The organism is Methanobacterium alcaliphilum (assembly GCF_023227715.1).
GTDB classification, from domain to species: domain Archaea; phylum Methanobacteriota; class Methanobacteria; order Methanobacteriales; family Methanobacteriaceae; genus Methanobacterium_E; species Methanobacterium_E alcaliphilum.
The window spans coordinates 153,860-176,206 of sequence record NZ_JALKIF010000002.1 but is presented as its reverse complement, the minus strand read 5'-3'; the positions used below and the strand labels follow the sequence as shown (position 1 = coordinate 176,206).

At 35.7% G+C, this 22,347-nt stretch carries 28 protein-coding genes; 27 read left to right on the top strand and 1 reads right to left on the bottom strand.

Translation table 11 applies throughout. From position 1 onward, the window contains the following. Positions 1–62: 62 nt before the first annotated feature. Positions 63–2,624, bottom strand: coding sequence for a DUF1616 domain-containing protein (locus tag MXE27_RS02150; RefSeq protein WP_248610752.1), 2,562 nt, complete (start codon positions 2,622–2,624; stop codon positions 63–65). 577 nt (positions 2,625–3,201) lie between these two features. Between MXE27_RS02150 and MXE27_RS02145 the strand changes: the two genes are divergently transcribed. From MXE27_RS02145 to MXE27_RS02015, 27 genes are all read left to right on the top strand, one after another. Next, a complete protein-coding gene (locus MXE27_RS02145; RefSeq protein ID WP_248610751.1) occupies positions 3,202–3,498 on the top strand; it encodes an energy-converting hydrogenase A subunit A EhaA in 297 nt (98 codons plus the stop codon). After that, the gene (ehaB, locus tag MXE27_RS02140; protein WP_248610750.1) at positions 3,491–3,994 is read left to right on the top strand and encodes a [NiFe]-hydrogenase-3-type subunit EhaB; all 504 of its coding nucleotides are present in this window, start codon (positions 3,491–3,493) and stop codon (positions 3,992–3,994) included. Before MXE27_RS02145 ends, ehaB begins: the two co-directional genes overlap by 8 nt. A gap of 37 nt (positions 3,995–4,031) precedes the next feature. Next, the gene (locus MXE27_RS02135; RefSeq protein WP_248610749.1) at positions 4,032–4,283 is read left to right on the top strand and encodes an EhaC family protein; all 252 of its coding nucleotides are present in this window, start codon (positions 4,032–4,034) and stop codon (positions 4,281–4,283) included. Between the two features lie 86 nt (positions 4,284–4,369). After that, on the top strand, positions 4,370–4,654 hold the full coding sequence (locus tag MXE27_RS02130) for an EhaD family protein (protein ID WP_248610748.1): 285 nt from the start codon (positions 4,370–4,372) through the stop codon (positions 4,652–4,654). Next, on the top strand, positions 4,647–4,907 hold the full coding sequence (locus MXE27_RS02125) for an EhaE family protein (RefSeq protein ID WP_248610747.1): 261 nt from the start codon (positions 4,647–4,649) through the stop codon (positions 4,905–4,907). The genes MXE27_RS02130 and MXE27_RS02125 overlap by 8 nt, the downstream gene beginning before the upstream one ends. After that, positions 4,904–5,386, top strand: a complete 483-nt coding sequence (locus MXE27_RS02120; RefSeq protein ID WP_248610746.1) for an EhaF family protein — start codon at positions 4,904–4,906, stop codon at positions 5,384–5,386. The genes MXE27_RS02125 and MXE27_RS02120 overlap by 4 nt, the downstream gene beginning before the upstream one ends. Next, the gene (locus MXE27_RS02115) at positions 5,383–6,051 is read left to right on the top strand and encodes an EhaG family protein (protein WP_248610745.1); all 669 of its coding nucleotides are present in this window, start codon (positions 5,383–5,385) and stop codon (positions 6,049–6,051) included. Before MXE27_RS02120 ends, MXE27_RS02115 begins: the two co-directional genes overlap by 4 nt. A 64-nt stretch (positions 6,052–6,115) precedes the next feature. Continuing rightward, complete coding sequence (locus MXE27_RS02110) at positions 6,116–6,796, top strand: proton-conducting transporter transmembrane domain-containing protein (protein WP_248610744.1); 681 nt, start codon at positions 6,116–6,118, stop codon at positions 6,794–6,796. 46 nt (positions 6,797–6,842) lie between these two features. Continuing rightward, entirely contained in the window at positions 6,843–7,058 is a 216-nt protein-coding gene (locus tag MXE27_RS02105; protein WP_248610743.1) for a DUF788 domain-containing protein, read from the top strand. A 43-nt stretch (positions 7,059–7,101) separates the two neighbouring features. Beyond that, positions 7,102–7,965: a respiratory chain complex I subunit 1 family protein gene (locus MXE27_RS02100; RefSeq protein ID WP_248610742.1), complete on the top strand. Its 864-nt coding sequence runs from the start codon at positions 7,102–7,104 to the stop codon at positions 7,963–7,965. Next, positions 7,962–8,279 carry a hydrogenase gene (locus tag MXE27_RS02095; protein WP_248610741.1) on the top strand — a complete coding sequence of 106 codons (318 nt, stop codon included), beginning with the start codon at positions 7,962–7,964 and terminating at the stop codon, positions 8,277–8,279. The genes MXE27_RS02100 and MXE27_RS02095 overlap by 4 nt, the downstream gene beginning before the upstream one ends. Before the next feature lie 10 nt (positions 8,280–8,289). Beyond that, entirely contained in the window at positions 8,290–8,613 is a 324-nt protein-coding gene (locus tag MXE27_RS02090; protein WP_248610740.1) for an energy-converting hydrogenase subunit EhaL family protein, read from the top strand. A gap of 54 nt (positions 8,614–8,667) precedes the next feature. Further along, positions 8,668–9,051, top strand: coding sequence for an EhaM family protein (locus MXE27_RS02085; RefSeq protein ID WP_248610739.1), 384 nt, complete (start codon positions 8,668–8,670; stop codon positions 9,049–9,051). 89 nt (positions 9,052–9,140) lie between these two features. After that, positions 9,141–9,590, top strand: coding sequence for an NADH-quinone oxidoreductase subunit B family protein (locus MXE27_RS02080; protein WP_248610805.1), 450 nt, complete (start codon positions 9,141–9,143; stop codon positions 9,588–9,590). Then, positions 9,587–10,723 carry a hydrogenase large subunit gene (locus MXE27_RS02075; protein WP_248610738.1) on the top strand — a complete coding sequence of 379 codons (1,137 nt, stop codon included), beginning with the start codon at positions 9,587–9,589 and terminating at the stop codon, positions 10,721–10,723. The genes MXE27_RS02080 and MXE27_RS02075 overlap by 4 nt, the downstream gene beginning before the upstream one ends. 62 nt (positions 10,724–10,785) lie before the next feature. Then, complete coding sequence (locus tag MXE27_RS02070) at positions 10,786–11,808, top strand: 4Fe-4S binding protein (RefSeq protein WP_248610737.1); 1,023 nt, start codon at positions 10,786–10,788, stop codon at positions 11,806–11,808. Between the two features lie 13 nt (positions 11,809–11,821). Continuing rightward, positions 11,822–13,201 (top strand): 4Fe-4S binding protein, encoded by a 1,380-nt coding sequence (locus MXE27_RS11970; RefSeq protein WP_342765982.1) that lies wholly within the window; start codon positions 11,822–11,824, stop codon positions 13,199–13,201. A gap of 58 nt (positions 13,202–13,259) precedes the next feature. After that, complete coding sequence (locus MXE27_RS02060; RefSeq protein WP_248610736.1) at positions 13,260–14,291, top strand: hypothetical protein; 1,032 nt, start codon at positions 13,260–13,262, stop codon at positions 14,289–14,291. Continuing rightward, a complete protein-coding gene (locus MXE27_RS02055) occupies positions 14,291–15,184 on the top strand; it encodes a formylmethanofuran--tetrahydromethanopterin N-formyltransferase (protein ID WP_248610735.1) in 894 nt (297 codons plus the stop codon). Before MXE27_RS02060 ends, MXE27_RS02055 begins: the two co-directional genes overlap by 1 nt. 23 nt (positions 15,185–15,207) lie before the next feature. Beyond that, the gene (locus MXE27_RS02050) at positions 15,208–16,134 is read left to right on the top strand and encodes a carbohydrate kinase family protein (protein WP_248610734.1); all 927 of its coding nucleotides are present in this window, start codon (positions 15,208–15,210) and stop codon (positions 16,132–16,134) included. A gap of 201 nt (positions 16,135–16,335) precedes the next feature. After that, positions 16,336–17,100: a 4Fe-4S binding protein gene (locus MXE27_RS02045; protein WP_248610733.1), complete on the top strand. Its 765-nt coding sequence runs from the start codon at positions 16,336–16,338 to the stop codon at positions 17,098–17,100. Beyond that, complete coding sequence (locus MXE27_RS02040) at positions 17,090–17,725, top strand: CBS domain-containing protein (protein ID WP_248610732.1); 636 nt, start codon at positions 17,090–17,092, stop codon at positions 17,723–17,725. Before MXE27_RS02045 ends, MXE27_RS02040 begins: the two co-directional genes overlap by 11 nt. Positions 17,726–17,867: 142 nt before the next feature. Beyond that, positions 17,868–18,374, top strand: a complete 507-nt coding sequence (locus tag MXE27_RS02035) for a hypothetical protein (protein ID WP_248610731.1) — start codon at positions 17,868–17,870, stop codon at positions 18,372–18,374. A 335-nt stretch (positions 18,375–18,709) separates the two neighbouring features. After that, positions 18,710–19,840, top strand: a complete 1,131-nt coding sequence (locus MXE27_RS02030; protein WP_248610730.1) for a trans-sulfuration enzyme family protein — start codon at positions 18,710–18,712, stop codon at positions 19,838–19,840. Between the two features lie 168 nt (positions 19,841–20,008). Continuing rightward, the gene (locus tag MXE27_RS02025) at positions 20,009–20,200 is read left to right on the top strand and encodes a MoaD/ThiS family protein (RefSeq protein WP_248610729.1); all 192 of its coding nucleotides are present in this window, start codon (positions 20,009–20,011) and stop codon (positions 20,198–20,200) included. A 51-nt stretch (positions 20,201–20,251) separates the two neighbouring features. Further along, positions 20,252–21,406: a tRNA uracil 4-sulfurtransferase ThiI gene (gene thiI / locus MXE27_RS02020; RefSeq protein ID WP_248610728.1), complete on the top strand. Its 1,155-nt coding sequence runs from the start codon at positions 20,252–20,254 to the stop codon at positions 21,404–21,406. 92 nt (positions 21,407–21,498) lie between these two features. After that, positions 21,499–22,323, top strand: coding sequence for a sulfide-dependent adenosine diphosphate thiazole synthase (locus tag MXE27_RS02015; protein ID WP_248610727.1), 825 nt, complete (start codon positions 21,499–21,501; stop codon positions 22,321–22,323). Positions 22,324–22,347: the final 24 nt, after the last annotated feature.

Below are 22,347 nucleotides of genomic sequence, written 5' to 3'. Positions count from 1 at the left end.
CTGTTTTTAATACCTCTAAATTCAAAGGGGATGATGTCTATTATTATATAAAACATCATTTATTATTCGCTCACATCGACCCACAAGTGTAATGATCTATAGGCTGTTGTTTCATCAGGAAGCTTGTATAAGATAAATTCTAATTTTTTATCAGCACCAGCTATAGTGGGGGCAAACTGTATGCTTTTTTCCCATTTTTCTCCGGGCTTTAGATTTATTACTTCGCTGGTGATATTGGTTCCATTCAAACTAACAAGGTATCTATAACTGATATTGGCATACTCATGGTTCACCACACCTAAAATAACAGAACCATTTTGACCCACAGTAAGGTTAGTTGGATAATCACTGGCCTTACCACCTGGACCTAAAATATAAAATTCAGTGAACTTTTCCCCTTCTTTGGGTTTTACAATAATATATACCGTACTGGCCACAGCCAGAATTAAACAGATAATCAGTACAATAGAAAGTATTTTATCCAGCCGAGATTCCTGCTGGAAAGATGCCTTAATAGAATGGAAGTATGGTGAAAGATTTGGAGCATATCTCTCATCTTCATCCAATCTTCTGCGCCTTACAAGAACAATAACACAGAGTATAATGGTTAGGGCAGTTAAGGGAAGAATTAAAGATGTAAATTCTACACTGGATTTAGTAAAATAAAGAATTCCTCCAATTAAGGGAGATATAGCTAAACTCAAACCAAAACTCAAGGCCAAACGCTCAATACCATCAACACTTGATTTTTTAGGAAACAAGGCCGCGGTTAATACGTAGCCCGGTATGAATAGGACAAATAAAAGCCCAAAAATCTCTCTTAGAGGCGTTGCACTTAAAAAAGGAACATAGATGGTGGTCAAAGTAATTAAAGTAGTCAAAATTACTAAAAATATATCATTTTTCAAAAAAGATAGCCTTGAACTAGATTCAGGAGTAAATGACTTTTTCTCAGGGTAAACCTGTGAAAATGATTTTTTCAAATCCTCTTCCAGGTGCTGTGTTTTTGAGAATTCATCTTTTCTTTTTAATTTTTTAACTTCCCTTGTTGTGTCATTGGATTCAACTTTTTCTGGATCCTTTTTTAATTTAAAGCTCTTTTTTTCTTTAGAGTACTGTTTCAATTCATCTGTTAATTCGTGGGTTCTATCAGGATAGTCCTTCGGGGATAAAGATGGTGGATAACTTTTATATTTTCTTCGATTGATCCATAAGACCCCTAGAATCCCTATAATTGTGATGACGGATAGTATGGTGGTGCAGATATTGTGATATCCTTGCTGAGATGGGTAAATCACTCCGAAAAGAGATCCAATCATAATGGAAATCAGTATGCTTAGAAAGATGCTGATTAAAATAGTGGATTTTTTAGAAGTGAATTTAGAAGATAAAATTAGTTCTTTTAATACGTAACCTGGTAAAATAAAGATTAAAGGAACCATGAAAACGGCCCTTATCCATGTATTTGCAACAGAGGGCACCCAGCTTAAGATCAACCCCAGAAAACCAAACACTAAAACAACCAGATATAACCATATGAGTGATTTATTTTTCTTTTGAGGAGTTATATCCTCAACTTCACGGGACGCGGTCTTATGAACACTGGGGACAATGGAATACGGTTGACCAGATTTTTTAGAGTCATTCAGATCATCCCATGAATTTTCAGAATCTAAAACTTCGCCTCTGAATGATTTTTTCAGGGTTTTTTGAATTTTTATACGCCGGAGGTAAGATAAAACAATAAAAAGCAGACTTAATCCTATCAATATGCCTAAAATTGTTTTTGAGGATATCTTTAAATGGGTCAGATACCTTAAAGCACCTATACCTAAAAAAAGGGCTGTACTAACTAATATACTCCCAATAACCTTCTTTTTACGACTATACTCCTTGAATTTTTTAAATACGCAGGCCAGTAATGCATATCCTGGTATGAAGAATAATAAGGCTATGCAAAATGGTGTTTTGATAACACTATCCTTTAAAAATGGTCCTAATATTAAAAATGAGGATAATAATGTAACCAGTAATATAACCAGTAAATCTTTAGATGATTGATTCAACTTTATTACTCGATCGTCCTTTTTTTTAGCAAGAGGGATGGGTTTTCTACTAATGCTGGAAACCTTATCTTTTTCTAATTGAGCTGCTTTTCTAGCAGTTTTTAAAAGTTTAGCTTCCTTTCTGTTCTTTATTTTAAAGCGAGACTCTTTTTCCCACTTACCATTATCCTCTTTTATTTCGTTTTTTCCGCCCTTTAATTTTTTAACGAGTTTAATTACAAAAACCAGAGTCACTATAATAATGGTTAAATATTGGAAAGTTGAATTCAATGAATTGATATGAGCATAACTGGTTAGAAAACCCCAGAGCCCTATCAGGACTATTCCAATTATTATGGATAAAAATATTTTAATTAAATTGGAGGTTTCCTCTTTACGTGGTAAAGGCAGTAAAAGAGTAACACCATATCCCGTTATGAAAATTATTATTAAGCTGGCTATAGTGCCGGCAATAGTCTGTTTTAAAGTGCTAATATTGAGAATAATCAGGGATATTGTAGTTATTATTAAAAGCAATATCTCTGTTTTTATTGATAATGATTGACTGGCGGAATCCATGCAATGCCTCGTTATATATAATTATGAGTAATGAGTTTCTGCTTAAAATTTTCATGTAAATCTATGACTTTAAAATTCGAGAAATGTAAGTATATTATTAGAATCATTGATATTAATATTATTATTCATTTATATTATAAGACAATATATTTTTTGCAGATTTTATTAATTTTAGTTATTTTTGTCCAGGGTGATCTGTAATTATTTGCTGGGGTTATAAAAAATTAATTATGATGGTGTAAACTATATGTTTATACTTATAGAATAGTGAAATTGGAGATTTAGTTAATACTTATTTTAGAAATAGTCTGATGAAGTAGTGGATTGTAACCTGTATTTTATAACCATTTTTGATCTCTTTTTTACTATTAAATCGGGGCCTAAAGGTGGTTACTATAATTTGATGTCTTTTTAATAATTGTTTTAATTTACGTCCTTATAAATCCGCATATTTGTTCATTAAGAGTTATAATTACTTATCTTTTAATAAATAATATCCTTTCATAGAAAGGGTAAGTAAAAACATTTATATATTGTGGAGTATTATCCTTTTATCATGATTATTCATGCTAATGATATGTACACATTATTGAGCTATGTCATTACAGTAGCTTCGGCCATTGGTGTGGGGCTCTTAATAAGACTTCCTCTGTTACCAGAACGGCCAATGAGGCATTCATGGACAGTCAGTGCATTATTTCCTACTCCTATTATTTCTCTAGGTCTGCTAGCAATATTCTTTAAGTTAGGAATTAGTGGTTTTTATCATGGTCTGGATTTAGCTCTATTTTTAGGGATACTTTCAGCATTATTTGTTAAATATTTATTTGACGGAGTATTTCCAAAACCAGCAATGGGGGAATCAGATGAATGAACTACTGGGAGTAGCAATAGCTGCCATAATATCCTGGCTAAACTTTGTCCTTATTGATACATGGATGGGACTTCCAGAATCTCCTGGTGTAAAAGGGGCAGGGTACATTGGAAAAGGTGTTCAAAAGCGAGGAGGAGACTTAGCTGGAGGATTCTTCCAGGGAAATATAGTATGTTCGCCTGATGCATCTGCTGGAACATTACTGGCTGCTATTGGTTGTTACCTTATAGGGATACCTGAAGGTGGATTTATAGCTGCTTTACTGGTTTATATTGGTAACCGTTTATGTGCAGATCCAGGATACGCTGGAACTACTGGAGCACTCACCACTACAATTATAATCGCTGCAGGTTCGTATGTGGGAATAACCCCGGTCATGTTTGTGGTGGGAATGGTAATCGCCATAACCACAATTCAGGGAATATATCACCCTGCGTCATCCAAATTGCTGGGTAAACTGGCTCATAAAATGGGTAGATACACTAAATTATCTTAAATTACGAAATGATTTATATTAAACAGGATGATAACAAATGTTAATTGAAATCATTGGTGCAATAGTGCTTTTAATGGCTATAAGGGCCCTTGTAGCTCAAGACAGGTCTGAAAGGTTACTTTATTTAAATGCAATGAGTTTTGGATTTTCAGCATTAATTGCACTGTATATTCAAACTCCATTTGGAGCCATAATTGCTATTACTTATTTCGTAGCATCAACCTTAAGTTCAAATGCAATTGCATATGCTTTAGATAGAGTTAAAGAAGAAATAGTACTGGATGAATAGGTGCTTTAAACTCTAATTTAATTTCATTAATAAAAAAATAATAAAAAAATATCACTTGTAATTATTTATATGCCTGGTGAAAGATCATGAATCCCCTGGATTTCATAAATTTAACTAATGTTTCGGCAATAGTAATGCTTATTGGAGCTATAGGAATTATACTGCTTCAAAAACCCCTGGATAAGGTTATAATGTTTGCATTATTACAGGGAGGATTTATTGGTACTGTAATTTCAGCTCAATATCTGGACGTGGCTCTTGCCGCAGCAGTATTTGATCCTATTGCTACTGTTATATTATTAATGGCAATCATAAAGTTGAATGAGATAAGAGAAAAAAAGGAAAACCCGGAGGGTGAAGAAATTGTTTGATCCTCAGATATGGTTTTATACAGGTTGTATCCTGGTAATTTTCGGTAGTATTGCTACAGTTGCAGGTCCTGGTGTTAAAGACCCTATTGTACGAATATTAAATACTGAAATTCCAGCCATAGGTGTTTCTCTCATATTTTTAACTTATAATCACACCTTAGCTCTTTTAACTTATATTGCAGCCACTACTATCATAACTTTGATACTTCTAAGAGCAGTAATCCGATTGGAAGATATGGGGGCTGAATTATGAAGAGCATTGGTAGATTATGGAACGAACTGGCCAATCCTAAACGCATTCCACGATTATTTTCCATTGCTTTGGGATTATTACTCATAATTGGCTTTTTAGTTCCCATGGCTCTTAATGATCATCAACTTTATCCGAGACCACTACCACAACAACAAATCCATGAGAAAAATCCATTAGCTCCTTACGATCGGGGAGGCATACCTCTTAAAGAGCCAGGTATAGTAAAAGCACAGTACCCTCAAAATTCCAAGGAACTGGGTATGATTACCAGTTATTTATCTCCAATAGCAATTGGTGTTAAAAATACCACTTATTATTATGGTACCTCTATTTATTCATCTCCTGGTGGATTAATTGATGAAATATTATACTCTACCCGGGGTTTTGACACAATATTGGAGTCAACTATACTGATGATGGCCTTTGTAGTCGCCTCCTGGGTGGCACTGAACTTTACCATGAGGAGGGAAGAAGAATGATAGTACCTGCAGTTGTACCAGAATTTACAGTATCACTATTCCTTCCAGCAGTATATGTTGGTCTTATAACAGGATTCATAGCATTACTGGGAATATCTTTCCAGAAAAATGATTTAAGTGCTCTCATACTCACGGATATCGTGGGAATAGCCATGCTCATAATAGTAGCAGCAGTAGGCACCGACCTTGCTGAGGCATTAATCTTGCCGGGTTTAGTAGTAGAACTGGCTGAAATCATGGCGATTTCTGAAATACTCATGAGCAGAGAAATGCGGAAAACTGGTAAAAGTTCACAGTTTATGCCTTTACCCATTGCCATGGACATGGAGATATTCTCCACTGCACCTAATTTTCTGGCTTTAATATTAATAGCATACGGATGTTTCTTGACGGGATTTACTGGAGGAGCAGTAGCCGGTGGAGGGATATTATTTTATGTGATTGCTCGAAAATCTCGAGGACTCCCTATCAAGGTTTGGGAGGGCATAGCAGGAATTTCTGGTGTGGCCTGGTGTATCTGGCTGGCTGGATTTTTAATATTCTTTGTAGCACCTCAACTATGGTTATTAGGTCTTTTCATGTCAGGATGCGGAATTCTAATAAAAGTAGCATCTAAGATGGGGCTGATTGGAATAATGGCCCGAGAAGAGATAAAAAGAGAGTAGTTTATGGATAACACTAAATTATCATAATTATAAAATTAAATAAAAAATTAATGAGGAGTAAAAAATGGACATAGCAACATTAGGCGGGCAACTACTGGGTCAAATACCATTAGGAGACATTGTACTCTACCTTACTCCTTTCAACTTGTTCATGTTTGCCGGTGCCCTAATATTTACCACCTTAATTGCTATCAGCAGAACTGAAACTCAGATTGAAGCAGAGTTCGGTTCTCTTAAGGACAACGAAGTAACAGTTGATTTGGAAGAATTCAAAATAAGAAGATTTTTAGCTATAATATGTGGTTTGGCTACTGCAGGGGCTATGATTACAGGGGATCTTTTTAATTTCACCCTATTTGTAGCACTAATTGGGATAGTTAATATAGGTATCGTATCTGCTGTAAAACAAATCGATGTACTTGATGCAGCTTTCCAGTATGGATTAATAGCTATGATCGCTTCCCTACCATTATTCGGGGGCGCTGCTTTAATACTGGGGGCTACTGGGACTTTAAGCATATTGCAATTATCTACTCTAACTTCAACAACCCCTATGATGTTTTTCGCATCATTACTGCTTATAATGGGAATAGCTGGAGAAACCGGTGTGGCACCATTCTACGCCACCAAAGCAGAAATGTTCCGTACTCCCGGATCCCCTTTTATACTTATAATTCATTTAAGCTCTTTACTAGTCATAGTAAGAGCAATAGAAATACTTTTGATTATAAATAAACCATTTTAAAAAATATCATGAAAAAATTAGTTTAGGGTACTTCAGGTGAAATGAAATGAATCAAATAACTGTTGCCAGCTATTCAATGTTTATAATTTCAATATTAGGAATTTTATACGCCCTAATCTTTAATCCAGCTGATTGGATAGTATATGGCATATCTATAGTACTTATACCTGTATTTATACTGTCTTTGGGTCTAATAATAATGGCCCGGAGTAAAAAAGAGGAGGAAGACGAGAGAACTAATGAGCCATTTATTGGGTATTAATAAAATTTTCCGGCTCGTCTTTTTAAAAATTACTGGTGATGAAATGAATTTAATGGCAAATATCCTTTTAAATGTTCTCGTTGCCTTCCTTGTGGGAAGCCTTCTATTCGGACTTCAAAGGAAGATTATGGCCCGGATACAAATGCGTCCGGGACCACCAATAATCCAGCACTTACTCCACACATTTAAATTTTATGTTAAAGAATCATCATTCCCCCGAACTGCAGCCATGCCATTTTATGTGGCCATAGCCAGTATGCTGTGTGCTATATGGGTCAGCGCAGTGATTGTAGGGCCAGTAGCCCAGGGGTCACTGTTATTATTCTTTGGTATTTATGCCCTGCATAAAATCGTGGAACACAATGCAGGTTCATCTTCTGGATCTCCTTATGGTAAATTGAGCTGTGTAAGAGCAGTATTTTCAGCAGCAGCAGAAGTTCCACTTTTTGCTGTTTTGATAATCATATATCTACAAACTAATACCATGGTTATCCATGATATTATACAGTACCAGAGTGTCAACGGCCCTCTGATTTACACCATTCCTCTTGCTGCTGTGATGTTCTTTGTGCTCATTTTATCCAAGGCACCGTACTCACCATTTGCCATTACCAAGGGTAAAGATATTATTTCAGGCTATGAAACTGAACACTTTGGTGTGCTTAGGGGATACCTCATGATTTCTGAATCAATTGCATGGTACATGCTGTTGTGGGTTTTCTTAACTGTGTTTATAGGTCCCATGAGTATTCTAGGTTATTTAATAGGAATGTTAGTTCTCAGTGTTATAACGGCTTTTATCAATGCCACAACACCCCTGCTCAATCCTAACCATTCCATCATGGTCCAAGTTATATTTGCATTCATTGGAATATTTGGATCCATTTTACTGATGATGGTATTTTGAAATTAAAAAAGGAAAAACATTATTTACAATCAAGCTTATCTGAAGGAGAATCAGAAATGGCAGAAGAAAAAGACATCATATTCCTGACTGCACTTGTCGCTTTAGGTGTAGTGCTTGCCAGTGGGCTGGCTGCTTTCCTACAATGGATGGTGGTTATTCCTGTTACTATAGTCGGGATAATATTTACTGTAATAATAATGCTCCAGCAAAGAGATAAAGCAGTACATTTTTCAGAAATACTGGAAAAATGGGCATTTATAATTGCTTTAATCTTGTTTATTGTAGCATTTATTGTTCTTTACAAACCAGCTTAACGGTGATAAAGTGACTGATATATTTTACCTCATATATTTAGTATCATTTGTATTGGGTTCTGTAGTAGGGCTCCTATTAAGTTATAAAAAATATGGCGCACCTTTTGTAACTGAAAAAATCGACGCTATAGCTTTAATAATTGCCATTGTGGGCTGGATTTTATTAATCAACAACCAGCTTCTAATGATTATACCATTTTATGTATCCATAACCATTGGTGTTTTCATGGCGGCTATGGTTTTAGGTATGCGCCCGGGATATGGGCGATATGAAACGGTCATTGGAATTGTAGTTTCTGCAGTACTGTGGCTGGCAACCAATATGTTGCTTTAAATTTAAGAGATTATAATAGAATGAACAATTAAGTGGGCAGAGCCCGGTGATAATATGGATCATGAGGAATCACTTCTGGAATTAATGAAAACCAGAATTATTCAAAGTTACCGCTGGAGAAATGATATTGTCATCCCTCTAGCAGATGAACTGGAAATAGAACCAGATGATTTTGAAAAAATATTAATAAAAAAACTGGATATGTCCAGTTTAGAGGCTTTACACCCTCGTTTTGAATCGGCTCTCCCTCGATGTATAAAAGAGAGGCTGCATGCTGATTTAAGGCTTTGCTGGCTTTGTGATGTAATGGAAATAATTTCCGACCAGCAAGCCGAAACTATAAAGACTAAAATAACTAAGGAAATATTAGATGGAAAAGAATATGAAGATGCCTTAGAAGATGGTAAAAAAGAATTACTGGAAATCTTAATGGAATAAAAAGTTATTAAAACTTATTAAAGTGCTGGTATAATAAAGTGCTTTCAATTCTTTTAGAAATCCTAAAGAGGAAACTAAGAGGTAAAGAAATGTTAGACGCTCTTAAAGACATTGTAAGAAAGAGTTCAATTCACGTTTGCCTGGTGAATACAGGTGGATGTAATGGCTGTGATATTGAGGTAGTGGCACTGCTATCGCCTCGCTATGATTTAGAACAATACGGTATATATGTACATAATAATCCCCGGGAGGCCGATGTTATTCTGGTAACAGGGGCTGTCACTGAACAATGGAAAGACAAACTGCGGCGGATTTATACCAAAGCACCTGAACCAAAAGTCGTGGTGGTTATTGGAAATTGCCCGGTATCTGGTGATGTATTTAATCAGGAAGGGGGAAGTGTATATGCTCCGGTATCTGATTTTATACCAGTAGATGCAGAGATACCAGGCTGTCCACCGAGACCATCTGAAATATTAGAGGCTATTTTAGCAGTGGCTCCAGGAGCCATAGCAGCTAAAGGGAGGCAGAAAGAATGATATTACCTCTGGGACCAATGCACCCTGCATTTAAAGAACCATTAAGATTAAAACTCAAAACCCGAGGAGAAAAGGTTCTAAGTGCCGAGATTGATTACGGATACGTTCACCGGGGAATCGAAAGGGTTATGACTGGTAAAACATGGCAAAAAGCCATATATTTATCTGAGAGGGTCTGTGGTATCTGTTCTTATATCCACACTCAGACCTTTGCTGAAACATTCGAACTTATTTCTGGAGAAAGGGCACCGCTCAGGGCACAATTTTTAAGGGTTTTAACTAATGAACTGGACAGGATTCAAAGCCACTTACTGGCCAACTCCACTTACTTTAAAGCATTAGAACATGAAACCCTTTTCATGTACATGTTATATTTGAGGGAACCTGTAATGGATGCCATTGAATTACTTACTGGTAACCGGGTTAATATGGGATGGAACGTAGTAGGGGGAGTCCGTATGGATGTAGACGACACTCACCTGCAAAAGGTTCGAGACATCATTAACAATCTGGAATCAGAATATGATAAGTACGTGGAAATGTTTGAACAGGGTCCTTTAGTAGGTCTTCGTTCTAAAGATGTTGGTGTCATGAGTAAAGAAGACGCTATAAAAGGTAGAGCAGTTGGACCTATAGGGAGAGCCTCTGGATTAAAACATGATTTAAGAGAAGATCACCATACCTACAGGGATCATCTGGATTTCAATGTTATCTGGAGAAAAGAAGGAGATAACTTTGCTCGAACCATGAATCGATTTGATGAAATTCCCGAATCAATTAGTCTCATAAAACAAGTAATAGATAATTTACCTGAAGGAGAAGTCCGTAAAAAAATTGATATTGGTGCAGGATATGGTGAATGGAGAAATGAAGCTCCACGTGGTGAAGTTACATATATGATTGAAACTAATGGCAACCTCATTAACAACATATCCATAAGAACCCCCAGTATCATGAATATTGATTCCTGTGCAAAATACATGCTTCAAGACGCAGCCACAGTAGCCGACGCTGTAGCCACATACGCCAGTGTAGATCCCTGTGTGGCATGTGCTGAGAGAGTAGTCATACTCGATGAGAAAGAAGGAAAAAAAGAATTCCAGGGAATACATAACATAAAATACTTGAAATAAATAAAGCCGATTAATCTAGAATTTGATAAAAATAGTTTAAATTTACAATGTGATGATGCCTTATGTCTTCTGTAATATGGTACCTGTATGAGTTCGCTAGAAAATCATGGGCCGAGAAATTTGCTGATGCCAAATCAGGTCATGATATAGTTGAAAGACCAGCAAGATTTAGAGATTTCCCGGAAGTCTTTAAAGAATATTGTATAGGTTGTGGAGCTTGTACAGCTGCTTGCCCTGCACCAGGCGCAATTAAACTGGTGAGAGATAGTGACACTTCTGAAACGGAGGGTCTAACTTATCCCGTAATTACTGCCGGAGCCTGTATTAGGTGTGGTTTTTGTGCAGAAGTATGTCCCACTGATCCTAAAGCAATAGAATGTGGTGAAAACCACCTCATTAGAGAAGAATTTACTATTCTTCCTGTGGAAAAAATGTTTGTCATAGACGATTATCTATGCATCCGATGTAAAAAATGCATGAATGCCTGCCGGGTGGAAGGAGCAATTACCGAAGAAGACAATAAAATAGTTATTGATCAGTCTAAATGTATTGCCTGTGGCGACTGCCTTAAAAACTGCCCGGTTAAAGGGGCTCTTAAAGGTATTTACATTTCCAATGTGGAAGAACAAAAGAGGATTATAAATTTAGCTGTTCAAAAATTAGAAAAAGCTATTGAAGACAATCAAGATGAAATAAAAGTTCTTCCTGCAGATAAAGTCTTAAAAATGGAACTACCTGCTGATGAATTAATTGAAGAATCGTTACAAATTCTCAATAATGAAGAAATGGTCATAGATCTTATTGAGAAAGTCACGGATCGACTAAAACTCCGGGTTATTACATGGGATGAAGAAAAATGTACTAAATGTCGTTTGTGTCTTGAAGACTGCCCATCTGGAGCTATAATCTATGATGAAGAAAAAGGGGTTAAAAGAGATCCAGATAAATGTTTAAGATGCAGTACGTGTTACCAGACATGCCCATTCGGGGTAGCTGGTTATTATATTGCAAAATTCTTACTTAAAAGATCCCCTGAAGAGGATGTAATATTAATCACTTTAAAGGCATCTAATTTACCCATATAATTATGAATGAAAAATTATCAAGGATTTTAACAGTTTAGGAGAGGATAATATCCCTGTCACCACTAAAAAACTTTTTAAACCCTTACGGGAAGTTGAAGTTAACTACGAGATTGACTTCAGTAAATGTGAAAAATGTAAGGAGCGTCCCTGTCTTAAAGCGTGTCCTGTAGATGCTGTTCATGAAATACCTCCAGACAACCACATTGAACTGGATGATAAATGTTTTGGATGTGTTTTGTGTAGAGAAGCATGTCCTTATGATGCTATAAAAATGAGGACCACTCTCTCAGAACCTATACGTGAAAACATACCTAATATCAATCCTAAACTATGCCGGCGTTGCGGGGCCTGTGTGGCAGCCTGTAAAACTGGTGCTATAGAACTGGTGGCATCTGGAAATGAGGAAGCTCATAGTGTAATTGATGAAGAAAAATGTGTCCGATGCGGATACTGTTCCAGAGTATGTCCCACAGAAGCAATCAAATACGGGGAAATCCTACCAAGATCCGTGGTGGGTGGAAAAGCAATAGTGGTGAATCAAAAGGATTGTATTGGCTGCATGACGTGCACTCGAGTTTGCCCTTCAAAAGGTGCTATAAATGTAGGAAAAATGAGTAAACTGCCATTTATTGATCCATCTTACTGCGCTAGGTGTGAAGAATGCATGGATGTTTGTCCTTCTGCTTCTATTAAGTACTCCTCAAGGAAAAGGGCTTATGAACAATTTTCTAAGCTTAAAACCATGGAAATAGTGTCTGAACTTTTAGAAAAAGAATCTGAAAAACTTGCTAATGATGCCGGAAAAATTGACGGTATTTTAAATAATGTCATTCGTGATGTAAGTTACCAACACAGCGAAATGGAATTTGAAGAGGATGTAACTCCACTTATCAAATCAAAAATTCAGAATCTTGTGGGTTCTGATTTTGAAGTAACTGATGTTAAAGAGATTATTGAATCCACTTCGCCCCGGAGAGAAATTAAAGTAATTGAAGAAGAATGCATTGGTTGTTCGGCATGTATTGGGCAGTGTCCTGTTAAATGTATTGAATTGGAAATGCCTTCACCAGTACATATTAGTTCAGAATGTGTTTTCTGTGGTAAATGTGTGGAAACCTGTCCTGTCACGGCTATTGAACTTAAAGAAGAATATTTCGAAGCCACAGATGATACCATTCTCTTAAAAAGGCGCACTATAACTGGTCCAAGACACGGTGAAGTTAAAGTAGATGATTCCACCTGTCAGTCCTGTGGAATATGTGTAAATAAGTGCCCGGTAGATGCATTGAGTATGGAGAATGATCATGTTTTGGTAGATCAGGAGTCATGCATTGCCTGTGGTGAATGCCAGGCCATTTGCCCGGTCACTGCAATAAGAGTTCAATCCATATAACCATATTTTTATTTTATGAAGATAAAAAAATATTTTAGTCCATGGAGGGACATTTTTGATGGATAAATTATTTATAACTGATTGTGAAGGCCCATTATCAGTTAATGATAATGCATTTGAATTGGCAGGTCACTTTATACCTCGCGGAGAAGAATTTTTCTCTATTGTTAGTAAATATGATGATATGCTGGTTGATGAGATAAAAAGACCAGGTTACCATGCAGGTGATACTTTAAAATTAATCACACCTTTTTTAAAGGCATACGGGGCAACCAATAAAAAAGTAGTTACATTTTCTAAAGAAAACGTTTTTTTGGTCCCTGGTGCGCAGGATACGTTAAATCAGCTTAAAAAATTACTTAATTCTTTCATTGTAAGTACCAGTTACCAGCAATATATTAAAGCTTTATGTGATGTTACTGGGTTCCCATTTGAAAATACTTACTATACTAAAATGGATCTGGAAATTCAAAGCATTAAAGAATCTGAAAAAGATAGATTAATGGAATTAAAAGACCTTATTGTGCAAGGTATAGATTTTAAGGACCTGGATAAAATCTTCTTTGAAGAGATACCGGGGATGGAAATTGGAAAACTATTAAATTCAGTAAAAACCGTTGGTGGTGAAGGTAAAAAGTTAGCTGTAGAAGACATCGTAAGCAAAACAGATATTTCTCCTTCTAAAGTAATGTATGTCGGTGACAGCATAACCGATGTGGAACCTTTGAGGTTTGTTAGGGAAAACCAGGGTTTATCTATTTCTTTTAATGGAAATGAGTACGCTGTAAGGGAAGCTGAAATAACTGTAATCTCTGAAAATACCATAGTAACATCTATATTAGCTGATATGCACTCTAGATTCAACAGGGATTATGTCTTGGGGTTTGTTAAAGCATATTCTAAAGACCCTCAGGTGGCCATGGATAATTTTAGAATCAGCTTTAATTTACTGGAGGATTTTAAGAAAATATTCCAAGATAGAGAATTGCCTTTAATTGAATTAACCCATGACAATTGGGAATACCTCACCAAAAAAAGCATGGAATGTCGCAGAAAAGTAAGAGGAAAAGCAATAGGGGAGTTAGGATAATGATTATTAATGGTGTGGAAGTAGAAGAAACCTATTGCGAAGCATTTAAAGGCACATGTGTCAGGGCCTTAATCACAGCCAGTGATAGTGAAATTTTAAAAAGAGCAGCCTTTGATTCCACTTCAACTCCTGGCGCGGTTATAGGTAGAGTAGAAGGGGGAGTGGAATCTTTTGTTGATTCGTCGCAAACTCCTGATGGCCGGCAAGGAGTTATTGTGCAGTTCTGGTTTGGTTTGGATGATATGGAAAAATTTGAAGTGGAATTGTCTTACCGGATCCGTCAAGATATCCTGGTAAAACCATTCACATCTGTTTTCGACGCATCACTTATATCTGAAGGACACATTGGAATGATGAAACAAGTGGGCCATTGCGGAGATGGATTTGAGTGGGAAGAAAACATCAATGATAGGGATATGATTGTGGTTCCCATTGCCATTCCTGACTTTAAAATAGAAAGTAAGTTATCATATCAAAAAGGTATCATGGGCGCCAATTTTTGGTATATGTGTGAAGATGAAGAATCAGTTTTAAAAGCCGGTAGAAAAGCACTGGAATCTATTAAAAAAATCGAGGGAATTATAACACCCTTTGATATTTGTTCTGCAGCATCAAAACCAGAAACCAACTACCCATGGATTGGCCCAACAACTAATCATCCTTTCTGCCCATCCTTAAAAGATAAACTTAAAAGTGAGTCTAAAGTACCGGTAAATGCAAATTATATTCCAGAAATAGTAATTAATGGACTGGATATGGATAATGTGAAAAAAGCAATGAAAGCCGGAATTGAAGCTGTTACATCTGTTGATGGTGTGATTAACGTCTCTGCAGGTAATTATGAAGGACAATTAGGGGAATATAAAATCGATTTAAAAGAACTTTTCAAATAAAAAATATACTTCTCGGGATGGTAATGAACAATCAAAAAACCAATAAATTTGATGTAGTAGGGTTCGGCGCCCTCAATATGGACCAACTGCATTATGTGGATAAATTAGCTGGTGCTGATGAAGAATCATTTATAACAGGGGTCAGTGAATCTTGTGGAGGATCTGCAGCCAACACCACCATAGGCCTATCACGGATGGGTCTTAAAACAGGATTCCTGGGAAAAGTATCTGGTGATAGGGAAGGAAATACTCTTTTAAATAACTTAATTCAGGAAAAAGTAAATACTGATGGAGTTACTGTTTCATCATCAGGACGCAGCGGACGAGTAATGGGTTTTGTAGATAAACAGGGTCAAAGAAGTTTATATGTCGATCCCGGAGTTAATGACCTTATTTTGATGGAGGATATTGATCTTTCTTACCTTAATCATACTCAATTTTTACATCTAACTTCCTTTGTAGGTGACTCATTTAAGGCCCAGGAAGAATTAATATCCGAAATTCGCGATAAAATTAAAATTAGTTTTGATCCAGGTAGAATTTACGTTGAAAAAGGATTTGAATCATTAGAAAGAATACTGAATCGCACAGATATTTTATTGATTAATGAAGTCGAATTGGAACTGTTATTGAAAAATCGATATGAATCATATATACAAGGAGCTAAACTCCTACTTAAAGAAGGAATAGGATTGGTTGTTGTTAAACGCGGGAGTCAGGGTTCATATGCAGTTAATGATGAATTTGAAGTTTCAATGCCTTGTCTTGATGTGAAATGCGTTGATACTACTGGTGCCGGAGATGCATTTAATGCAGGTTTATTATATTCACTTATTCAAAATTACTCTTTAAAAGAGGGGTGCGAATTTGCAAATTATGTGGCCTCTAAATGTATAGAATGTTACGGTGCCACTGATGGTTTACCTTATACCTCCAATACTTCTGAATGAAAAAAATATGAAAAGCTTAAAAGGGTACAAAAATGCATATAACATTAATGGAGATTTAAAGAAAAAATTTCATTAGTATCTAATGTGAAATTTCAATATTATCTGTGGTTGTTGTGAAGATTAAATATTATTAATCCCTAACTGGGACTTATATGAAAATTCAATATTATTAATTATCAAATGGCACTTTGAGGTTGGATTATGGATATAACTTTTAAAAAGAAGATGGAAAATCTCCAAAGAGAGGTTACCTTAAAATCAGCTGATTTAAAGGAAAGTGTAGAGGATTTTAAGGTAGAAATTGAGGAATGTGCTGTTTCCGATAAATTCATAAATATATCTCCCCAATGTGTAAGATGTAATCTCTGTGTTCAGGAATGTCCAGTGGATGCTATAACTGATGCTGATGCTGTTAAACAAGCAAAAATTTTAGAGAATTGCGTTAAATGTGAGATATGTGCTCAAACATGTCCGGTGGGGTGTATTAATGTGGTGGAAACTATGGCAGATGTCAATGAAAATGTGCAGTACCGCCTTAATGATATTAAGGTTCCGCACCGTTTGCTCCGTATGAATAATATTTCTGTAGACTCTAAAAAATGTAATTCATGTGGTACATGCGCTAAATTCTGTCCTACCCAAGCCATAACTGTTGAAAATGAAGAAATCGCCCATATAAACAAAGAACTATGTATTGGCTGTGGGGCATGTGCTAATGTTTGTGATCCAGAGGCAATTACTTTAGAAAGGGTGCTTGGCCCAATCATTGAAACTAAGGAACTACTGATTGATCAAGAGGCCTGTGTGGAATGTTTTGTTTGTGAGGAAAATTGCCCTACAGGTGCTATTAAATTAGAAAACGGCGATGTTATTCTCGATAAAGATAAATGTATTTTATGTGAAGTTTGTTCGACAAAGTGCCCGGTTAGTGCGCTAAAATTGGAGAGGTTGGCCCATGAAAGTTAAGGAGATTATGGACAAAGATTTTATTGATGTTTCCCCAGATCAGGGATTGATAGAAGTTTCTATAAAAATGGAAAAATATAGGAAATTCACTACACCAGTAGTTAATGGTGATAAAAAATTAGTGGGATGGATCACATCTCTAGATGTCACCAGAGGCCTTAGAGAAGGATTAAAAAAAGTATCCGATATAATGCACCCTAAAGACGATATTGTGCAGGTCAATGAAAACGACCCAGCACGTCTAGCGGTACTGGAAACATCCCATCATAAATTAGTCAGTATTCCTGTTTTAAATGAAGATGACATTGTGGTAGGGGTTTTAAGATCTTTTGATATCGTGGAAACCCTCTCGCAGTTATATGAAATAAAAGTTACCAAGGTCTTTGAAGCCATGGAAGACGAGCTTAAAGGTGTAAGTTGGGACGAACTCATGGAAGCTGCAGCTATTATAACCCGCAGACGAACTGGAAAACGTATTAAACCCCAAGAATATGAAAAGAATATTAAGGAAGCCACTTTCGGCGAAGCCATATGGGCCACGGGTGGACTTGAAAAATTCTTCGTTGGTTTAATAGCTATTGGTGAGCTGGTTATTGCTCGAAAAATTGCCAGGGCTCGAAAATAATCTTTTTATTCATATTTTTTTTTATTTCCAATTTTTCATTCATATTTATTTTAACCTCTTTATTATCCAAACACACCTCAATAGAAAAATATATCTTCTTTTTTAGCCAAATAATGTATTGTAAGTGGGAGGGAGGTTTTTTATGAAAAAATATGTAATTTTTGTATTGTTTTTAGTTTTAATAGTAATGAGTTCTGGATGTATTAATACGGATACAAGTACCAATCAAACTTTTAATAAATCCGGTGTTTTCTTTACCTATCCTGGTGAATGGTCTGAGATGAATCTCACAGATTTGAAAAATCTCTCGCTTTCACCAGAAAGTGCCATTGGTGGAGTGATTTCGGACAATGAAACACTCATTGTTGCCATTCACCGATATCCATCTGAGGGTATTAGTGCCAGTACATTGAAAGGCCGGCTTAAAACTATTTATGCCAGTGAAAATATTTCAAATATAACGGCTATAGATATTGGTGGTAAAAAAGGATTTGTTGCTAATACATCTGCCAAGGGTGAAAGTAAAAAAATTGTTACTGTTTTAACCAGTAAATACATTTATTTATTTGAATTCTGGTCAAAAACCACTGATTTTTCGGATATGCAAACCAGTATCAATGAAATCATAAGTTCTATCCAGATTTCATAAAATTATTTACTTTTTTTTATTTTTTTTAATTAAAATATTAATTTATAGATATATATCCTTAAATCTCACAAGATCGTCAACTTCTTAGTTGGATTAGAGGTTTAAATTAGGTTTGCAAAAAATTTTTCATTATTGATATTTTAGATAAATTTAAATATAACTATTGTTATAAAAAAGTTATACTAATTAGTTTATGTATTGGTGGATTAACACAGGGATCTTTATTTATAGAAATACTTTACCTAAGATTTTTAAAACATTATCTCTTTCAGAATATTTAATTCATAAATATATAACAATAGTTAACTTAAAATGTTAATGAAAGGAGAAAAAATATGAAATTTGCAACAAATTCTGTTCATGCCGGTAGAAAACCAGATCCTGTAACTGGTGCAGTAACTACGCCGATTTATCAAACGTCTACTTTTGTCTTTGATGATTATAATAAACCTAAAGAACATGATTACTCTCGTACCAGTAATCCTACTCGAAGTGCATTAGAAAATGCTCTGGCGAAATTAGAAGGAGGTAATGAAGGTTTTGCTTTTTCCAGTGGAATGTCTGCAATATCAACAACACTTCATTTACTTGAAAGTGGGGATCATGTAATTGCCTGTAATGATTTATACGGTGGCACCTACCGACTGTTTTCAGAGATACTAACTAAATTTGGAATTGAATTCACTTTCATTAAATTAAATGATGAAGAAACTATTCGAAATGCTATAAAACCTAATACAAAACTTATTTGGGCTGAAACGCCTTCCAATCCATTATTAAATATCACGGATCTAGACTTGATATCCAGTATTTCTAAAGAACACAATATCATTTCAGTTGCAGATAATACATTTGCTACACCCTATTTTCTAAAGCCAATTGAACATGGCATTGACCTGGTTGTTCACTCAACAACCAAATATCTAAATGGCCACAGTGATGTTATTGGGGGTGCTGTTATCACTACTACACCACAACTTGCAGAAGATATTCATTTTCTTTTAAATGGTTTAGGTACTAATGCTGCACCCTTTGATTCTTGGTTAGTTTTAAGAGGCATCAAAACACTACCAATTCGGATGAAGCAACATTATAAAACGGCTACGGCAGTATCAAAATTTTTAACTGACCATCCCAATGTGGGTAATGTATATTATCCTGGACTGGATACGCATCCCGGCCATGACATTGCAAAAAAACAAATGAATGGGTTTGGAGGAGTAGTTTCTTTTGATTTAAAAACTGATGTAAAATCATTTTTAAATAATTTGAAAGTTTTTTCACTTGCAGAATCTTTAGGTGGGGCTGATTCTCTGGTGGAACATGCTGCATCAATGAGTCACGCATCCATGATTGAAGAAGCTCGTAAGAAAGCAGGTATTAGTGACGAGCTAATTAGATTGTCTATTGGTCTTGAAGATGAGGATGACTTAATTGAAGATCTTTCCAATGCCCTAATGGGTTGATTAATATAAAATTTTTATCTCTCTTTTCTTTTAAAATGAATGACCTAATATGATTATAACAATCTTTATATAACAATCTTTATATAACAATCATTATATAACAATTGTTAAAGAATAACTGAATTCCTATAATATTCTGATTTAAAATTAAATCGTGAGGCATATTCAATGGAAATTGAATTCCACCAATCAAAAATAAAAAAGAATATAGAGCAGATTTCAGTAGAAAAATTGCTTAAAGAACTTGGAATTAATTCAGAAGAAGTTGTGGTTACTCAAAATGATCAAATTGTATTAGAAAGTTCAATTTTAAACAAAGGGGATCATGTAAAAATCATACAGGTTATCCACGGCGGATGAAAATATCCACTATTTGGAACTTTTTAAAGATTTAAATAATGAGGAGATCACGTGAATTACGATTTATTATTGCTTAGATATGGGGAAATTGGGATTAAAAGCCCTCCTGTAAGAAGAAGATTTGAAAATAGATTAATTAAAAATATAAAAACTGGAATTCCTGGTAAAATTATAAATGACAGCGGAAGATTCCTATTTTATCCTCAACAATTCGATAAGGCACTTACTGATATGGAGAAAATATTTGGGATAGTATCATTCTCCCCTGCAATTGAAACAGTAACCACTAAAGAACATATTAAAACAGGGATCCAGCAATATGTGGATCAGCTTTTAGAAGAGGAAATTTTTTCAGGAAATGATTCTTTTGCCATCAGGGCACGAAGAGTAGGTGAACATGACTTTACCAGTCAAGAAATAGCTGCTTACTGTGGTTCTGTTGTTTATGGGAAAACTAGTTCTAAAGTAGACCTCACTAATCCTGATTTCGAACTTTTTGTGGAAATTAGGGGAGATAAAACATTCATTTTTCATGAAAAAATTCAAGGACCTGGTGGAATGCCTCTGGGTACCCAAGGAAAAGTCATAGCCCTTGTTTCTGGAGGAATAGATTCTCCAGTAGCCACTTATCTCATGATGAAGAGAGGCTGTGAAGTTACAATTTTAAATTTCAATAATCAACCATTCACATCTCCCTCTCTTAAAGTTATAAAAATTGTTAAAAAATTAAAAGAGTACGCTTCAGGTTCAGATATTAAATTATACCAGGTGAATTACGGAGATTTTTTGGGCAAATGTAGAGAGCATGCTCCTGAGAGAATGACCTGTGTTTTATGTAAAAGTGGAATGTATCAAATTGCAGGAAAACTCGCCGATCGTGAAAATGCAGGGGCGATTGTTGATGGGAGCAGCTTAGGTCAGGTAGCGTCTCAAACTCTACCCAATATTCTGGCCACCAGATATTCATCCACACTTCCTATATTAAGCCCTCTCATTGGCCTGGACAAATTGGAAATATCTGAGATCGGTAGAAAAATTGGAACATTTGAAATATCAACTTTACCTGATAGTGGCTGCAGTGCCGCTCCCCGACACCCTGAAACAAACGCAGATTTAGAAAAGGTTCTACAAACCCAAGAAAAAATAAATATGGAATCTTCTTTAAACGATGTTTTCGCAACATTGACTGAAATAGATGTTGAATAGAGATTTATTAGTTATAAATCATGATTTTAGATAATTTTCACGGTTTATTAATTTCATTTATTTAAAAAATCATTATTTGGAGGTAAAAAAAAATGGCGATATTTTCAAGTGCATCTGAAAAAGATGTTACCAAAGCAATAGTTTCTGAATTTGCCGAAGAATTTATAGACTACATCGAAAGCGATGTGATTATTATAGGTGGAGGACCTAGCGGCCTTTACGCTGCCAAAAAATTAGCAGAATCTGGTGTTAAAACCTTGATAATTGAAAGTAACAATTATTTAGGTGGAGGATTTTGGATTGGCGGTTATTTAATGAATAAATTAACTGTTAGAGCTCCAGGCCAAAAGATTCTCGATGAAATTGGAGTCCCCTACAGTGAATTTAAAGAAGGATTATATGTGGCTGATGGCCCCCATGCATGTTCTAAATTAATTGCCAGTGCCTGCGATGCCGGAGCGAAAATTATCAACATGACTAAATTTGACGATGTAGTTTTAAGAGACGACAAAGTTTCGGGAGTTGTAATAAACTGGACTCCTGTTTCTGCTCTACCAAGAGCAATTACTTGTGTTGACCCTGTAGCTATCGAGTCTAAATTAGTAATTGATGCAACTGGTCACGATGCAGTTGTTGTTAATTCCTTAGAAGAGAGAGGGCTTTTAGAAACTCCAGGATATCAGCCAATGTGGGTTGAAAAGTCAGAAGATGCCATCGTAGAAAATACTCAGGAAATTTTCCCGGGATTACTGGTTACAGGAATGGCAGTTGCCACAGCATATGGCCAATCAAGAATGGGCCCCACATTTGGCGGCATGCTTGTTTCTGGTGAGCGGGTTGCTGAGGTAGCGCTGGGAATTTTAAAAAATAAAAATAGTCTGGATATTCCTCAAAAAGCAGCTTTTACAAGCAAATAATATTAATTATTTTTTCTATTTTTT

What these genes read in the sequence shown, in the direction of transcription:
- MXE27_RS02150 (WP_248610752.1), bottom strand. Translation starts at nt 2,624, where the DNA reads ATGGATTCCGCCAGTCAATCATTATCAATAAAAACAGAGATATTGCTT.
- MXE27_RS02145 (WP_248610751.1), top strand. Translation starts at nt 3,202, where the DNA reads ATGTACACATTATTGAGCTATGTCATTACAGTAGCTTCGGCCATTGGT.
- ehaB (WP_248610750.1), top strand. Translation starts at nt 3,491, where the DNA reads ATGAATGAACTACTGGGAGTAGCAATAGCTGCCATAATATCCTGGCTA.
- MXE27_RS02135 (WP_248610749.1), top strand. Translation starts at nt 4,032, where the DNA reads ATGTTAATTGAAATCATTGGTGCAATAGTGCTTTTAATGGCTATAAGG.
- MXE27_RS02130 (WP_248610748.1), top strand. Translation starts at nt 4,370, where the DNA reads ATGAATCCCCTGGATTTCATAAATTTAACTAATGTTTCGGCAATAGTA.
- MXE27_RS02120 (WP_248610746.1), top strand. Translation starts at nt 4,904, where the DNA reads ATGAAGAGCATTGGTAGATTATGGAACGAACTGGCCAATCCTAAACGC.
- MXE27_RS02115 (WP_248610745.1), top strand. Translation starts at nt 5,383, where the DNA reads ATGATAGTACCTGCAGTTGTACCAGAATTTACAGTATCACTATTCCTT.
- MXE27_RS02110 (WP_248610744.1), top strand. Translation starts at nt 6,116, where the DNA reads ATGGACATAGCAACATTAGGCGGGCAACTACTGGGTCAAATACCATTA.
- MXE27_RS02105 (WP_248610743.1), top strand. Translation starts at nt 6,843, where the DNA reads ATGAATCAAATAACTGTTGCCAGCTATTCAATGTTTATAATTTCAATA.
- MXE27_RS02100 (WP_248610742.1), top strand. Translation starts at nt 7,102, where the DNA reads ATGAATTTAATGGCAAATATCCTTTTAAATGTTCTCGTTGCCTTCCTT.
- MXE27_RS02085 (WP_248610739.1), top strand. Translation starts at nt 8,668, where the DNA reads ATGGATCATGAGGAATCACTTCTGGAATTAATGAAAACCAGAATTATT.
- MXE27_RS02080 (WP_248610805.1), top strand. Translation starts at nt 9,141, where the DNA reads ATGTTAGACGCTCTTAAAGACATTGTAAGAAAGAGTTCAATTCACGTT.
- MXE27_RS02075 (WP_248610738.1), top strand. Translation starts at nt 9,587, where the DNA reads ATGATATTACCTCTGGGACCAATGCACCCTGCATTTAAAGAACCATTA.
- MXE27_RS02070 (WP_248610737.1), top strand. Translation starts at nt 10,786, where the DNA reads ATGTCTTCTGTAATATGGTACCTGTATGAGTTCGCTAGAAAATCATGG.
- MXE27_RS02060 (WP_248610736.1), top strand. Translation starts at nt 13,260, where the DNA reads ATGGATAAATTATTTATAACTGATTGTGAAGGCCCATTATCAGTTAAT.
- MXE27_RS02055 (WP_248610735.1), top strand. Translation starts at nt 14,291, where the DNA reads ATGATTATTAATGGTGTGGAAGTAGAAGAAACCTATTGCGAAGCATTT.
- MXE27_RS02050 (WP_248610734.1), top strand. Translation starts at nt 15,208, where the DNA reads ATGAACAATCAAAAAACCAATAAATTTGATGTAGTAGGGTTCGGCGCC.
- MXE27_RS02045 (WP_248610733.1), top strand. Translation starts at nt 16,336, where the DNA reads ATGGATATAACTTTTAAAAAGAAGATGGAAAATCTCCAAAGAGAGGTT.
- MXE27_RS02040 (WP_248610732.1), top strand. Translation starts at nt 17,090, where the DNA reads ATGAAAGTTAAGGAGATTATGGACAAAGATTTTATTGATGTTTCCCCA.
- MXE27_RS02035 (WP_248610731.1), top strand. Translation starts at nt 17,868, where the DNA reads ATGAAAAAATATGTAATTTTTGTATTGTTTTTAGTTTTAATAGTAATG.
- MXE27_RS02030 (WP_248610730.1), top strand. Translation starts at nt 18,710, where the DNA reads ATGAAATTTGCAACAAATTCTGTTCATGCCGGTAGAAAACCAGATCCT.
- MXE27_RS02025 (WP_248610729.1), top strand. Translation starts at nt 20,009, where the DNA reads ATGGAAATTGAATTCCACCAATCAAAAATAAAAAAGAATATAGAGCAG.
- MXE27_RS02015 (WP_248610727.1), top strand. Translation starts at nt 21,499, where the DNA reads ATGGCGATATTTTCAAGTGCATCTGAAAAAGATGTTACCAAAGCAATA.